The 13572-nt window shown below is 43.4% G+C and carries 11 protein-coding genes; 7 read left to right on the top strand and 4 right to left on the bottom strand.

What is annotated here, in order from left to right; translation table 11 throughout:
* Positions 1 to 91 precede the first annotated feature (91 nt).
* The 3 genes from BJR36_RS18915 to BJR36_RS18900 form a co-directional block, all read right to left on the bottom strand.
* Positions 92 to 538 (bottom strand): tripartite tricarboxylate transporter TctB family protein, encoded by a 447-nt coding sequence (locus BJR36_RS18915; protein ID WP_091236996.1) that lies wholly within the window; start codon positions 536 to 538, stop codon positions 92 to 94.
* 114 nt (positions 539 to 652) lie between these two features.
* Positions 653 to 1165, bottom strand: a complete 513-nt coding sequence (locus tag BJR36_RS18910) for a YcxB family protein (protein WP_091236995.1) — start codon at positions 1163 to 1165, stop codon at positions 653 to 655.
* A 665-nt stretch (positions 1166 to 1830) separates the two neighbouring features.
* Positions 1831 to 3540, bottom strand: a complete 1710-nt coding sequence (locus BJR36_RS18900) for a DUF5050 domain-containing protein (RefSeq protein WP_091236993.1) — start codon at positions 3538 to 3540, stop codon at positions 1831 to 1833.
* A 480-nt stretch (positions 3541 to 4020) separates the two neighbouring features.
* Here BJR36_RS18900 and BJR36_RS18895 point away from each other — a divergent pair, with 480 nt between their 5' ends.
* The 4 genes from BJR36_RS18895 (at position 4021) to BJR36_RS18885 (ending at position 7287) form a co-directional block, all read left to right on the top strand.
* Complete coding sequence (locus BJR36_RS18895; protein ID WP_091236992.1) at positions 4021 to 5220, top strand: FKBP-type peptidyl-prolyl cis-trans isomerase; 1200 nt, start codon at positions 4021 to 4023, stop codon at positions 5218 to 5220.
* Positions 5221 to 5839: 619 nt separating this feature from the next.
* A complete protein-coding gene (locus tag BJR36_RS20945) occupies positions 5840 to 5974 on the top strand; it encodes a hypothetical protein (protein ID WP_278276601.1) in 135 nt (44 codons plus the stop codon).
* Between the two features lie 295 nt (positions 5975 to 6269).
* Positions 6270 to 6881, top strand: a complete 612-nt coding sequence (locus tag BJR36_RS18890; protein WP_091236991.1) for a DUF1349 domain-containing protein — start codon at positions 6270 to 6272, stop codon at positions 6879 to 6881.
* 88 nt (positions 6882 to 6969) lie between these two features.
* The gene (locus tag BJR36_RS18885) at positions 6970 to 7287 is read left to right on the top strand and encodes a DUF3784 domain-containing protein (RefSeq protein ID WP_091236990.1); all 318 of its coding nucleotides are present in this window, start codon (positions 6970 to 6972) and stop codon (positions 7285 to 7287) included.
* A 497-nt stretch (positions 7288 to 7784) separates the two neighbouring features.
* On the opposite strand, the gene uxaC is transcribed toward BJR36_RS18885, so the two are convergent.
* Positions 7785 to 9191: a glucuronate isomerase gene (uxaC, locus tag BJR36_RS18880; RefSeq protein WP_091236989.1), complete on the bottom strand. Its 1407-nt coding sequence runs from the start codon at positions 9189 to 9191 to the stop codon at positions 7785 to 7787.
* A gap of 731 nt (positions 9192 to 9922) precedes the next feature.
* On the opposite strand from uxaC, the gene BJR36_RS18875 reads away from it, so the two are divergent.
* The 3 genes from BJR36_RS18875 to BJR36_RS20600 form a co-directional block, all read left to right on the top strand.
* Positions 9923 to 11404 carry a UxaA family hydrolase gene (locus BJR36_RS18875; RefSeq protein ID WP_091236988.1) on the top strand — a complete coding sequence of 494 codons (1482 nt, stop codon included), beginning with the start codon at positions 9923 to 9925 and terminating at the stop codon, positions 11402 to 11404.
* 19 nt (positions 11405 to 11423) lie between these two features.
* A complete protein-coding gene (locus BJR36_RS18870) occupies positions 11424 to 12914 on the top strand; it encodes a tagaturonate reductase (RefSeq protein WP_091236987.1) in 1491 nt (496 codons plus the stop codon).
* A gap of 334 nt (positions 12915 to 13248) precedes the next feature.
* The coding region (locus BJR36_RS20600; protein ID WP_207648916.1) for a hypothetical protein at positions 13249 to 13572 on the top strand (324 nt) is incomplete at its 3' end.

The raw sequence follows: 13572 nt of genomic DNA, 5'->3' as shown, positions 1-13572 counted from the left end.
TTACCAACTGTCCGGTCAGTAATAATCTAAATTTACTTGAGGTATTCTTTTTGGTCAATTCCTTTTACTCTTTAAAGTATACAGGAAGCTCCTATAAAATATTTTCAAAAATCCCCCATGGAACCGGTACCTGCAGCCACATTACAAACACGCCGATTATTATTACCGACATGACCCCGGTTACCTGCAGCGTAGCCTTCCAGGAGCATTTTTCAAATACCTTCAGCCATAGCAGCATGTACAGGATCGCACTCGGAATCAATCCGATCAGGTAGCTGCACAGTACCAGCCCGAGGCACCCTCCAATCACCATCATCTCAAGCTTATCCAGCTTAGGAGCCAGTTCTTTTCTGTTCTGATACAGCGCCAGTATACTTGTGAATAATAGTATGACGCCGATTATGGTCGGGAAGAATCCAGGTTTCGGACCATTTACACTATCCCAGAAGCCGTATTTCCCTACTCCAAGATAAATAAATACAATTGCCATTACCGCCATTGCGACGGGTACGATTACTTTTGTGTTGACCTTTTGCATTTTTACACCTCTCTCATTTTAATTGTTTTTATAGCAAGGGGCCTCCTATCGCGAAATCCGAGTCCCTTAACTTCATCCTTTGATGGCTCCCGGAAAGAAGCCATGTTTTTTCCATTACCTGCTGTTTTTCAATCTGCATTTCTTTAACTCTGTGTTGCTCCTCAGCAGGCTCTTTAAAGCCTCGTAATCTTCTGCGATTTCATGCTTCGGAAGGATAAACGCTCCCGCCCTTTGTGAGTATACGATGATGCTCTTTCTGGTCTCCACCACCTTCCTCACTTCGTTCCATTCATTCGTCAGTGTATTTCTGCCTTGCTTGATCTGTATCCCGTCACTGCTTATTTCATAAATCAGGCTCTTCCCGTTTATTGGCGACAGCTTCAGCTGCTTGGCTGCCTGCAGGCGGAGCATCCATGGAACACCTGCAACAAATACCAGGATAATGGCCACCAGCAATATCTTCTGGATGGTTCCTTCCTCCCGGATTCCCGTAATCAGCAATATAACTGAGAACAGAATAATTACCATACTTACTATTCCAAAAAATCCGTGATAGACATTGTAAAGCAGAAAATCAAATAAATGCTCCGCTTTTAAAAGAATCTTCAGTCTTACTTCTTTCTCCATAACAGCCTTCCTCTTTTCTTCCAAACTTCACGCTGATGCGCTTTATCATTCCTGTACATCCATATTTTTGCTCAGTAATGTGATTATAGTTTCGTTACTGTTCCAAGTCAACAATCACACCTGGTATCTTCGCGTTTATTTGTGCACTTTTGTTCACACGTTTTTTAAGTTGTTTCTATTATTTGTATAACACATGCATTTTCTGTTACTTATCCTTAATAAAGCTGTCTGATTGCTCTATTCTCTTATGCTTATTTATAAAGCAAAGTTCGTGCCAACTGCTCATTTCTTCTGCAAATAAATTTAAAACCTGATTTCGGGCCGGTATTTGCGAAAATCCCCATTTTTCTGCCTGTTAAATTCTCGATTTTCTTTGATTTTTTCGATCTGACATGGATATCCCGCCGGTTTCTGTTGCTGTTATGTTTCGTTTTTCCTGTCCGTGTTTCACAGTGTTTCATCTCGTTTCATTATTTCTTTTAGATAGCGAATCTGCTGTGCGGAGTATTTTTTATCTCATAGGACGGTCTTTCCTATAATGATTAGCATGTCAAAAGCTCTCTCGCAACGTTCGGCTTCGTCAATTTGCACATTCGCCATCTGCCACGTAGTGATACAAAACAGGGCGGCCATTTGGCCGCCCTCAACACTGGTTTCTTTATAAATCACTTCTGTTCAAGAAGCTCCCTTGGCACCGCCGGAAAATCGGGGCGGTTCTCATCATAACTTCCTATATAGATCTCGCCTGTTTCCTGTTTTACGAAATAGTACTGCATGGTTGAATCTGCCCCGTGAACCTTAAAGAGATAATAGACCTTATCAGCGGGATCCGCTTCCATCCGGTAGCCGAATGCTCCTCCTTCCTCGATCTTAGACTCCGGGAAACGCTCCTGCAGAACGGCAAATGCCTTTCCTCTGGTCGTATAGAGCTCCACTTCCGCCTTTATGTCCTTCACCGTTGCCACTGCGGTCGTATAGTCGGGCATCTCCATTGTGCTTTCATAGAGATAGACCTTATAGGCATTATTAACATGCTGAGGTGTGAAGAACAGCTTATATTCTGCCGTCTGTCCCGGCTCCAGGGTCATCCATTCAGTGAACTGATCGGTTGCCAGGGTTGCCAGGTTGGCATCTGCCAGCCTGCAGAAGGAAACGATCACTGACCCCTCATACTCTTCCCCCAGTCCAAAGCTGTATGTGCCGATTTTTGCAGCCTTGCTTCCATTGTTTGTGGCCGTAACGTTTATGAACAGATAGACTTCTTCCGTTTCGTCAAAGAAAATTGCCGCATCGAAGGCTGGATCAGTTGATGAGCGCATGACATTTGTCGCATATGCCGTGCCAAAGGTATAGGTGATGTCTCCGACTGTAATCTCATCCTCCACATCATATATTTCTCCATACTCCGTCTGGGCCGGCTGGGCGGAAAGATCTGCAATTTCAGTCCGTCCTGTTCCGTCTGTCTTAATTTTTATCTGTTTCATTGAAAAGGTTTCCATACTGAAATTGATATAGTAGATCCAGTCGCCTGCGATATTGATGCCTGCTGCCAGGTCATCGGAAACTTTCGCCTTGCCGCTCCCGTCTGTCTTCATTTTATACAGCCTGTCTTCATCGCTGCCGTTTGCGTAGTAGATCCAGCCGCCATCCACATTCATCAGCGTTGCCGTATCATCTCCCACTGCCGCTTTCCCGGTTCCGTCCGTCTTCATTTTATAGAATTTGCTGTCTCCGCTGCTGATATAGTAGATCCAGCCATCATCTGCAATCATAGCTGTTACCGTGTCATCTCCAAGTTTTTCCTTCTTTGTCCCGTCCGTCTTCATCCTGTACAGCCTGCTTTCATCGGAAGCATTTACAAAATAGATCCAGCCGCCGTCTATGCTGAATGCCGACGGAGTATCCCCTCCCAGTTCGGTCATCTCAGAGCCATCGGTCCTTATTTTGCACAGCTTCGGATTTACTGTTTTGCCGCCCAGGTTTATGTAGTAGATCCAGTCATTGAGGACTGCCATGGAAGCCGTCAGGTCATCGGATAGTTTACTCTTTCCGGTGCCGTCCGTCTTCACCTTGTACATCTTATATTCCATGCCGTCAATGTAATAGATCCAGTCGCCCGCTGCGTTCAGGTACATGGCGGCAGCATCGCTTACCTTGGCTTCTCCCGACCCGTCCGTTTTGATTTTATATAATTTTATGCTGCCTTCTTCAAACTTTGAAAAGTAGACCCATTCGTCCTGGAGCACCGCCAGTCCGCCATTCGACAGATTTCCGTTGGTATTCCCCGGGGCATCTGCAGTTTTGCCGCATCCTGCAGGAACCGAAAAAATCAAAATAAAAGATGTTATCATCATGGCCAGCTTTCCCCTTTTCATAACACTCACTCACCTTTCGTCTTTCTTAACTTTCATCTTTCTCAACTTTTTTCAACTTTTCTCAATCAGTATCGTTATTCTGGCCGCGTTATATTCCGGTGCTTCCCTTTCTGTGCTCTGTGCTGCATGCTGGATAGTCTCGTTCGTTTAATTATCTGATAATATTGTACCACATTTAGTCGTTGTCAGATACTTTTTCCTATCTCTATCTCAAGCCTCAAATACTGCTTGCCGGAAGATGTATAGAAGGATACTGGTGTCACAAAGTTAACAGTAGCCATATAAGTTCAGATTTCCCAAAAAACATCCAAAAAGTACACACTATTTTCATAATTCTAGTGTATAATAACTATAACTGCTCAGAGTGAAGGTGCTTTTCCTTTCACTCTGTGCGACTATATAGGATGCATGACTGCGTAGCTGCAATTCCATCGCAAAAAGCATACTCAGATCAACAGACAAAGAGAGGGAAAGAAACATATGGGAAAACCAACTGAAAACACATCTATGACTCCGGGGCAGAAAAAAAGACTGGCCCATAAACAGGAAATCCAAAAAGCAAAAAAGAGATCGCTCCTGATCAAAATCGCTTCATTCTGTGCAGTCGGCCTGATTGCCGCCGGTCTGATCGCCGCTATCGGCTACACGCTCTACAAGAATGCCACTACCGTCCAGGCGAGCAGCGATTACAGCAAATACCTGACGGCGGACGGGCTGATCAAAGATACAACCGCTTCCGACCTGGTAAAACTGGCTGATTACAAAAGCATCACGGTACCCTTAAGCGAGATCGAATATCCGGATGCCTCCGTGGAAACAGACATCCAGACTCTGCTGGCAGACTACAGCACCCTGGAAACCGAAACGGATGCACTGATTGCAGACGGCGATAAGGTAAATATCGATTATGTAGGAAGCATCGACGGCACGGAATTCGAAGGCGGCAACACGGACGGCGCAGGCGCCGACCTGGTAATCGGCTCCGGTTCTTACGTGGATGACTTTGAAGACCAGCTGATCGGTCACGGCGCTGGAGATGCGGTAACCGTGGAAGTCACCTTCCCTACCGACTATTCGAGTGCAGACTTGGCAGGAAAGGATGCCGTTTTCGAGGTCACCATCAATGGCATTTATGCAACACCTGAATTTACAGATGCATTTGTAACGGAAAACCTTTCTGAATATGCATCAACAACAGATGAATACAGGGAATATGTGAAACAGTCCAACTATGATACCAACCTGGATAAATGGTTAATGGATTACCTTATGGAAAACACCACGGTTTCCTCCTATCCTGAAAAGTATACGGACCAGCTGAAATCCCTCAAGAAATACACGGATCAGAATGCCTTCGAATACATGAACAACATGTATACCTCCATGGGATATGACGCTATTGCAAGCTTTGAAGAATATACCGGCATGTCCGAAAAGGAATATGAAGCAAGTTTAGTCGAAGCTGCACAGGACCAGGCAAAAAAGGCTTTGATCTTCCAGGCTATTCTTGAAGCCGAAGGACTTTCTGTGACAGCAGACGAGTACGGCACCTATTTCGGTGACGACGCTTCAGCTGATTATGATACCCAGGTGGAACAGTATGGAGAAGGTTACGTGATGCAGACAATCATCACTGAAAAAGTAATGGATCTTGTAAAAGGAAATGCAACCGTTAAATAGTTTTCGCTAATAGGACGCGATGCAAAACATGTTCATTCGCAGCGCGCTCTCGCTTAGATGAAGACGTAGTGGTACATAAGGCCGCAAAGTACGCGGCCTAAGTACCAACGTCTTCATAAAGCTGCTCATTGAATCATGTTTTGCATCACTGTGTGTTGGATGGCGGATAGACACATGGACGTAGCCGAACGTTACAGGAGGGCTTGAAACATCTTCTTTCGCAGCGCGTTCGCGCTTAGATGAAGACGTAGTGGTACGTAAGGCCGCAAAGTACGCGGCCTAAGTACCAACGTCTTCATAAAGCTGCTCATTGAATCATGTTTTGCATCACTGCGTGACAGATGGCGGATGGGCGAATTGACGTAGCCGAAGGTTACAAGAAGGCTTTGGGCACGCTAATCCTATTATAAAAAAGACTTTTCTGGACTGCATATAAAGATGGGGCCGCTGCAAAATGACTGATTTTTAGTCATTGAGCAGCAGCCCTTTTTTCACACCTTTTTTTATTTTGGCTCTATCACTGAATATAGCTGATAATATCAGAAAATACGAACATATGGTTGCCGTCACCTCTTGATAGGGTTACAATATATGTAACAGGTTCACAGGAAGGATGATTATGGCAACCGTAAAAGAGGCACTCGACATCATAAAAACGCTTTCGCCAGATGAATATGAAACACTGAGAGTTCTGCTGATGACTTCATCTCCAAAGGCTGATCTAGAAAAGGAACAGGTTTCTATTCCAGTGTAATCGACCGCAATGGCCATTCTCTCGCCTGGAACCACTGGATCAATACTGCGAAGGGTTCGATAGGCGACAAAGCTGACGCGCTTCTAAAAATTGCCAGCATAGTTCTTGAAAAAGTTCGATACGCAGATTTTCAGGTCGTCCACCTATACCGGCTTTATAAACTATGCCAAGATATAGTTGAAACTGTGTTAAGTTGACATCTTTCTATAAAGAGTCACAACAGTTTTAGATTGAGAACTAAAGATTTTGCAGTAATGCAGTGATAAATTTGAATTTGTGAGGGAGAAAGAGAATAATGAAATTTGATATTAAAGATTTAAAATGGATAAGACAACCTGAAAGTTATTCTATTACTGAAAATAAAATAGAAATTATTACAAAGCCGCATACCGATTTATGGCAAAGAACCTATTATCATTTTAGGAATGATAATGCTCCTGTATTGCAAATGAATACTGATGAAAAATACTTTTCTTTTATAGTAAAGACCGAATTTGAAAGTAAGCACCGTTTTGACCAATGTGGCGTTGTTATGTATTTAGATAGTGAAAATTGGTTTAAAGGTTCTATTGAATATGAAAATGAAGATTTTCAACATTTAGGAAGTGTTGTTACGAATAATGGTTATTCTGATTGGGCTACTACAACTATTGATGTATCAATTAAATCGATGTGGTATAGATTTAGCCGTAGAGAGGACGATTATTGTATAGAATGTTCTATTGACGGAATTAATTATAGTCAGATGCGTATATGTCATATGTGGAATGGTAACGGTTCTATTCAATTTGGTATTTATGCTTGTAGTCCAGAAGCTTCATCATTTAAAGCAATATTTACAAATATGGAGATAACTGAATGTCAATGGTTAGCTCATGATGGACAGTCTCCAGATGAAAGTATATAGCGACAAATTCAAATTTGTAGAGATGATTTAGTACGCAATCGTTATAAATAGTGAACTAACAATTTTATATTTTGCAGGAGGTATCGTTATGAACGGACCAATATGGCTTGGATGGATAATAGTCATCCTATTTGCAGTAATGTCTATTTTAATACTTAGTGGAAAGGGTAATTTTCTTATAGCAGGATATAACACTGCAAGTAAAGAAGAAAAAGAAAAATACAATATAAAACGATTAAATCATATAGTTGGAGGGGGATTCAGTCTTATAACAATATTGCTAGCCGTTTTAATAAGTTTTGAGGGTGAATTGCCCGAATACTTGCAGTGGTTATTCCCTGGGGGATATTTAATGATAATAGGTTTAATTCTAATTCTGTCAAATACTATAGGTAAGAAAAAATAGGTATCTGTAAGTTGGCTCGGAATCTTTCCCTATTGCGACTTAACTGAAGTTTCAAATTAGCAGAGCGAATAACTTCTCTGCTAAAAAATACTGATTATCACCTATTTTATCTGACAGAACCTTAATTTTTAACAAAGTGGCTTCGCCAATTTGTACATCCGCCATCTATCACACAGTGATGCAAAACATGATTCAATGAGCAGCTTTATGAAGACGTTGGTACTTGGGCCGCGTGTTTTGCGGCCCTATGTACCACTACGTCTTCATCTAAGCGAGAGCGCGCTGCAAATGAACATGTTTTTCATCACGTCAGGTTCCCAGAAAGCCATCCGACACGCAGTGATGCAAAACATGATTCAATGAGCAGCTTTATGAAGACGTTGGTACTTGGGCCGCGTGTTTTGCGGCCTTACGTACCACTACGTCTTCATCTAAGCGAGAGCGCGCTGCGAATGAACATGTTTTTCATCACGTCCTATGAGATAACAAAGTGGCTTCTATAAATCAAATTCAAAATATCGAACTGCATTGTTATAAGAAATTCCTTTTACAATCTTTTCGAGGGCTTTATAATCCGCCGGATATTCGCCGTTTTCTACCCATCCGCCAATCAAATCGCACATGATTCTTCTGAAATACTCATGCCTCGTGTATGACAGGAAGCTTCTCGAATCTGTCAGCATGCCGATGAAATTGCCCAGCAGTCCCAGATTTGCCAGAGAAATCATCTGCTCGGTCATGCCCGCTTTGTGGTCGTTGAACCACCATGCGCTTCCCTGCTGGATCTTTCCAACGGCTGACGTATCCTGGAAGCATCCGATGATCGTACCGATTGCCGCATTGTCATTCGGGTTCAAAGAATAGAGGATCGTCTTAGGAAGCTCATCCGTCGCAACCAGGGCATTGAGCAGGTCTGCCATCTGTGCTGAAGGTGCATAGTTGTTGATGCAGTCATATCCGGTATCCGGTCCCAGCTGATTAAAACGGAATTTATTGTTGTCGCGTTTGCAGCCATAATGGAGCTGCATCACCCAGTTCATCCTGTGGTATTCTCTGCCGAGCGCGATCATGAAAGCAGTTTTAAACTTCAGCTCTTCTTCGCGGGTTACGCTTTCGCCTCCGGCCCTCTTTGCAAATATGGATTCAATTTCTTCTTTTGAAGCCGGCTCATGCATGACATATTCCAACGCATGATCTGACACGCTGCATCCCACTGATCCAAAATACTCCATACGGACCTTCAGTGCTTCTATCAGGCTTTCGAAATCTTTTACCTCTACTCCGCTGACTTCGCTCAGCTTCTTCAGATAATCTGCATAATCAGGCTTCTCCAGATTCATGGCTTTATCCGGCCTCCAGGCAGGAAGCACCTGAACATCAAAGCTGTCATCTGCAGCAATCTTCTTGTGCCATTCCAGAGAATCAACAGGATCATCTGTCGTGCATATTAAAGATACGTTGGACTGCCTGATCATGTTGCGGACAGTCATGCCGTCTTCCTTTAATTTCTCATTGCACAAATTCCACACTTCTTCTGCCGTATCGCCATTGAGATAACCCTTGTACCCAAAATATTTATTCAGTTCCAGGTGGCTCCAGTGGTATAAGGGATTTCCGATTGCCTTTTCCAGAGTCTCAGCCCATTTCTGGAACTTCTCCCTGTCAGATGCATCCCCGGTTATGTATCTCTCGTCTATTCCATTCGAACGCATCTGGCGCCACTTGTAATGGTCTCCGCCTAACCAGACCTGGGTGATCGTTTCAAACTTCCTGTCTTCGAAAATCTCCTGGGGATTGATGTGGCAATGGTAATCCACAATCGGCATCGCTGCCGCATACTCATGATATAATTTCTTTGCTGTTTCTGAAGATAGCAAAAAATCTTCATCCATAAACTGTTTCATGTTCCTATTCCTCCGTCTTTTAAAATTCTATTTCCGTACTGCCTAAAAACTTTTTTGCAATGTAAGTAGTTACATTTTTGTTTTGATTATACAGCAGTTCCACTTACAAATCAACAGGAACATAGCCCGTTTTTACATTTTTGAGCAGGCTTTTCTGCTGCTTTCACCCTCCAAAACCACAAACACCCTCCGTTTCCCTGTTTTTCATATTGACATCTGTGCCAAATAGTCTTAAACTAATTGTAAGCACTTACATTTTTATTCATTCTTTTTACAGAAAGGATCAGAGTGTCAAAAGCACATCGTAAACCTCGGCTTCGTCCATGTGCCCATCCGCCATCCAACACGCAGTGATGCAAAACACTGTATAATGAGCAGCTTTAGAACAAAGTGGTTTCGCCGCTTCAGCTCCACCAATCTAAAACTTGAAAGCGAAAACACTTTGCAGTGCGGAGGGCTGATTGACGATAGTCAATCAAATACCACAAGCCCGACTGCACATCCCCCGGAGGGTTTTCATATCATAGGGCGATCTTTCCTATGATATGAAGACGTTGGTACTTAGGCCGCGTATTTTGCGGCCTTACGTACCACTACGTCTTCATCTAAGCGAGAGCGCGCTGCGAATCAACATGTTTTGCATCACGTCCTGATTGTTTGAACTTGTGCAAATTGACGAATACTACTTTGTAAATGGGTTTTTGACACTCCACTATAGAAAGGAAATTCATATGCAGGATTTTATTAAGATTCATCCGGGCGACAATGTTGCTGTTGCTCTAAAACCGCTTTCCCGGGGCAGTGTTGTTGACCCCGACGGACAGCAGATCACATTATTGGATGATATCCCCCAGGGTCATAAATTTGCACTTTCCACCATTGAAAAAGGGGCACAGATCACCAAATACGGCTGTGTCATAGGCCTTGCCACAGAACCTGTTCATGCAGGAAACTGGATCCATACCCATAATATAAAAACCAGTCTGGGCGATTTATTGACCTATACCTACAGCAAAACCGACAACGCCCTTCCCTCGGGCGAAGCCTGTTCATTCCAGGGCTACAGGCGATCCAACGGCAAAGTCGGAGTGCGCAATGAAATCTGGATCATTCCTACGGTAGGCTGTGTCAACAGCGTTGCCACTTCTATAGAAAGACAGGCGCAGAAGTTTATCCAGGGTTCCCTTGACGGGATCGTCGCCTTCAACCATCCATACGGATGCTCCCAGATGGGCGAAGATCAGGACAATACAAGGACTATCCTGGCAGACCTGGTCAACCACCCGAATGCGGGTGGAGTCCTCGTTCTTGGTCTCGGCTGCGAAAACAGCAATATCGAGGAGTTAAAGAAACACATCGGCGATTACGACAGCAGCAGAGTCAGGTTTCTGGTTGCCCAGGACTCCGAAGATGAGATTGCAGATTCCCTCGTAATTATCGAAGATCTGGCGGAATACGCCGGCGCTTTCAAACGCGAGCCTGTCGACTGCAGCGAACTGATTATCGGCATGAAATGCGGCGGTTCTGACGGTTTATCAGGCATTACCGCAAATCCTGCCGTCGGAGCCTTCTCCGATCTTCTCATTTCTAAAGGAGGCACCACAATCCTCACGGAAGTCCCGGAAATGTTCGGGGCAGAAGCCTTATTAATGAACCGCTGTGAAACCGAAGCTTTATTCAACAAGACTGTCGATTTAATCAATAATTTCAAGAATTATTTTGCGTTCCACAATCAGACAATCTACGAAAATCCTTCTCCCGGCAACAAAAAAGGAGGAATTTCCACATTAGAGGACAAGGCTCTGGGATGTACCCAGAAGTCCGGAAGTGCTATGGTCAAAGGGGTTTTAGCTTATGGTGAGCCCGTTGCAGCCAAAGGCCTCAACCTGCTGAATGCCCCTGGAAATGACCTTGTTGCTTCAACCGCACTTGCCGCTTCTGGCGCGCATATCATATTATTTACAACTGGCCGCGGCACTCCATTTGCCTCCCCGGTACCAACACTGAAACTTTCCTCCAACTCTGCACTGAATGCCAAAAAGAACAACTGGATCGATTTTGACTGCGGCACAATGACAGAGTCAGTAAGTTTAGACGAAATATCCAGGCAGCTATTTGATTACGTAATTGCTGTGGCTTCCGGAAAAAAAGTAAAATCCGAAGAAGCAGGTTTCCACGATATGGCAATTTTCAAACAAGGCGTAACACTTTAACAGAAAGAAAGGCGTAAAAATGAAGAAATTATGTTATTCAACACTCGAAGAACAAGGATATGAAGGCTTTTTATTAAAAAACGCTCCTGAAAGAGTCTTACAATTTGGTGAAGGCAATTTCCTTCGCGGATTCGTAGATTATTTCATCGATATCATGAACGAAAAAACCGGATTCAACTCGAAAGTCGTTCTTTGCCAGCCAATCGGAACCTCTCAATTCATAGCCGATATGATCAATGAGCAGGAAGGGCTCTACACTTTATATCTTCGCGGATTTGAAAAAGGACAGAAAGTCAACAACAAACGAATCATCTCCTGCGTCAGCAGATGCATAAATCCATATCAGGAATTCGATACGCTTCTGGCTTGTGCCGACAACCCTGATCTGCGCTTTATTGCATGCAACACCACCGAAGCCGGCATCGTTTATGACCCTGCATGCCAATTCACAGACAGGCCTGCAGACAGCTATCCAGGAAAACTGACGCAATTCATGTACCGAAGATTCGAAAATTTCGGCACTCAGGCCGGAAAAGGCTTCGTTATACTTTCATGCGAATTGATTGATGACAACGGTAAAGAATTAGAAAAATGCGTACTGCGTTATGCCGAACAATGGAATCTGGGCGAAGCCTTCATCAACTGGATCAGGAATGAAAATATTTTCTGCTCTACCCTTGTAGACAGGATCGTGACCGGATATCCCAGGACGGAAGCCGCAGCCCTTTGCGAAGAAAACGGCTACACCGACAATCTGATCAATACCGGTGAAGTATTTGGTTTCTGGGTAATCGAAGGACCTGAATCCTTAAAGAACGAGCTTCCTTTTGCCGAAGCAGGGCTTCCCGTAATGATCACCGACAACCACAAGCCTTACAAGCAGCGTAAAGTCCGTATACTGAACGGCGCCCACACTTCCATGGTCCTCGGCGCATATCTTGCCGGCCAGGACATCGTCCGCAACTGCATGGAGGATGAAGTAATCAAAACCTTCATGAACAAAACCATTTACGAAGAAATCATACCTACATTGACCCTTCCTAAGGATGAGTTAGAAGAATTTGCATCCTCCGTAACAGAACGTTTTAAAAACCCATTTATCGACCACTCGCTGCTTGCAATATCCTTGAATTCGACTTCAAAATGGAAAGCGCGCGTTCTGCCTTCACTGCAGGAATACTTCAGGATAACAGGCAAACTGCCAGCCTGCATTACCGCTTCTTTCGCTTTCTATATCGCATTCTACAGAGGAGTCCGTTTAGAAGACAGCGGATTGATCGGCATTCGAAAAGACAACGAATATACCATCAGCGACGACCGCTCTGTCCTGGAATTCTTCGCAGCCCACAAAGATGATGCTCCTGCCGCGCTTGCGCATGCAGTATGTACCAATCAGGATTTCTGGGACGAAGACCTTTCATTAATCCCGGGATTCGAAGAAGTCGTGGCAGGATACCTTGCCGCTATCGAATCCGCAGGCGCTTATGAAGTAATGAAGAAATGCTTATAAAATAGAAAATACCCTGTAAGACCGGCTCTGTACAACAGACCGATTCACTTACAGGGTATTTTTCTGTTTTTTTATTAAGGCTCTGTCACTGAATATAGTTAATCATATCAAAAAAATGTGAACATACGGTTGTTGTCGCCTCTTGATAGGGTTACAATATATAGGTATTGACTTATAAAGATGAAAAATGGGGTATTCAGGTAAGGTCGTATTAATTTGATGAATTTTAATTTATAGAGATGATTTAGTACGCAATCGCTACTGATATCGAAGCATCTTATTAGAAATATATAAATGTGTATTAGTAAAGTGGAATTCTGTAATGATGCCGAAAGTGAGGAATTATATCATGTCGTGGTTGCAAGGTGGACCTTTCTTAGAAATTAGCATAATAATAAGGGAAGATGATGTTAGGAAGATAATTACAACGCTTACTACTCTCAACAATGTGTCCATTATCGAAGATAATCTTGAAGATGTGATAGGCCGCTTTGAAATAGGATACTTGTATGATGAACAAGATATATCTTCTCAAAGAATTCACTCTATTAGTTTAAATATTATTGAACCAAATCACGCATGCTGCGTGATAGCCCTCTCTATTTTTTGCTGTTCCATATTGCCTTGGAGCAGCTTTTCTTTTACAATTAACTCATCT

This window comes from Anaerobium acetethylicum, from assembly GCF_900096945.1.
GTDB lineage: Bacteria > Bacillota > Clostridia > Lachnospirales > Lachnospiraceae > Anaerobium > Anaerobium acetethylicum.
The sequence above is the reverse complement of the archived record's forward strand: the minus strand, read 5'-3'. Positions and strand labels throughout refer to the sequence as shown.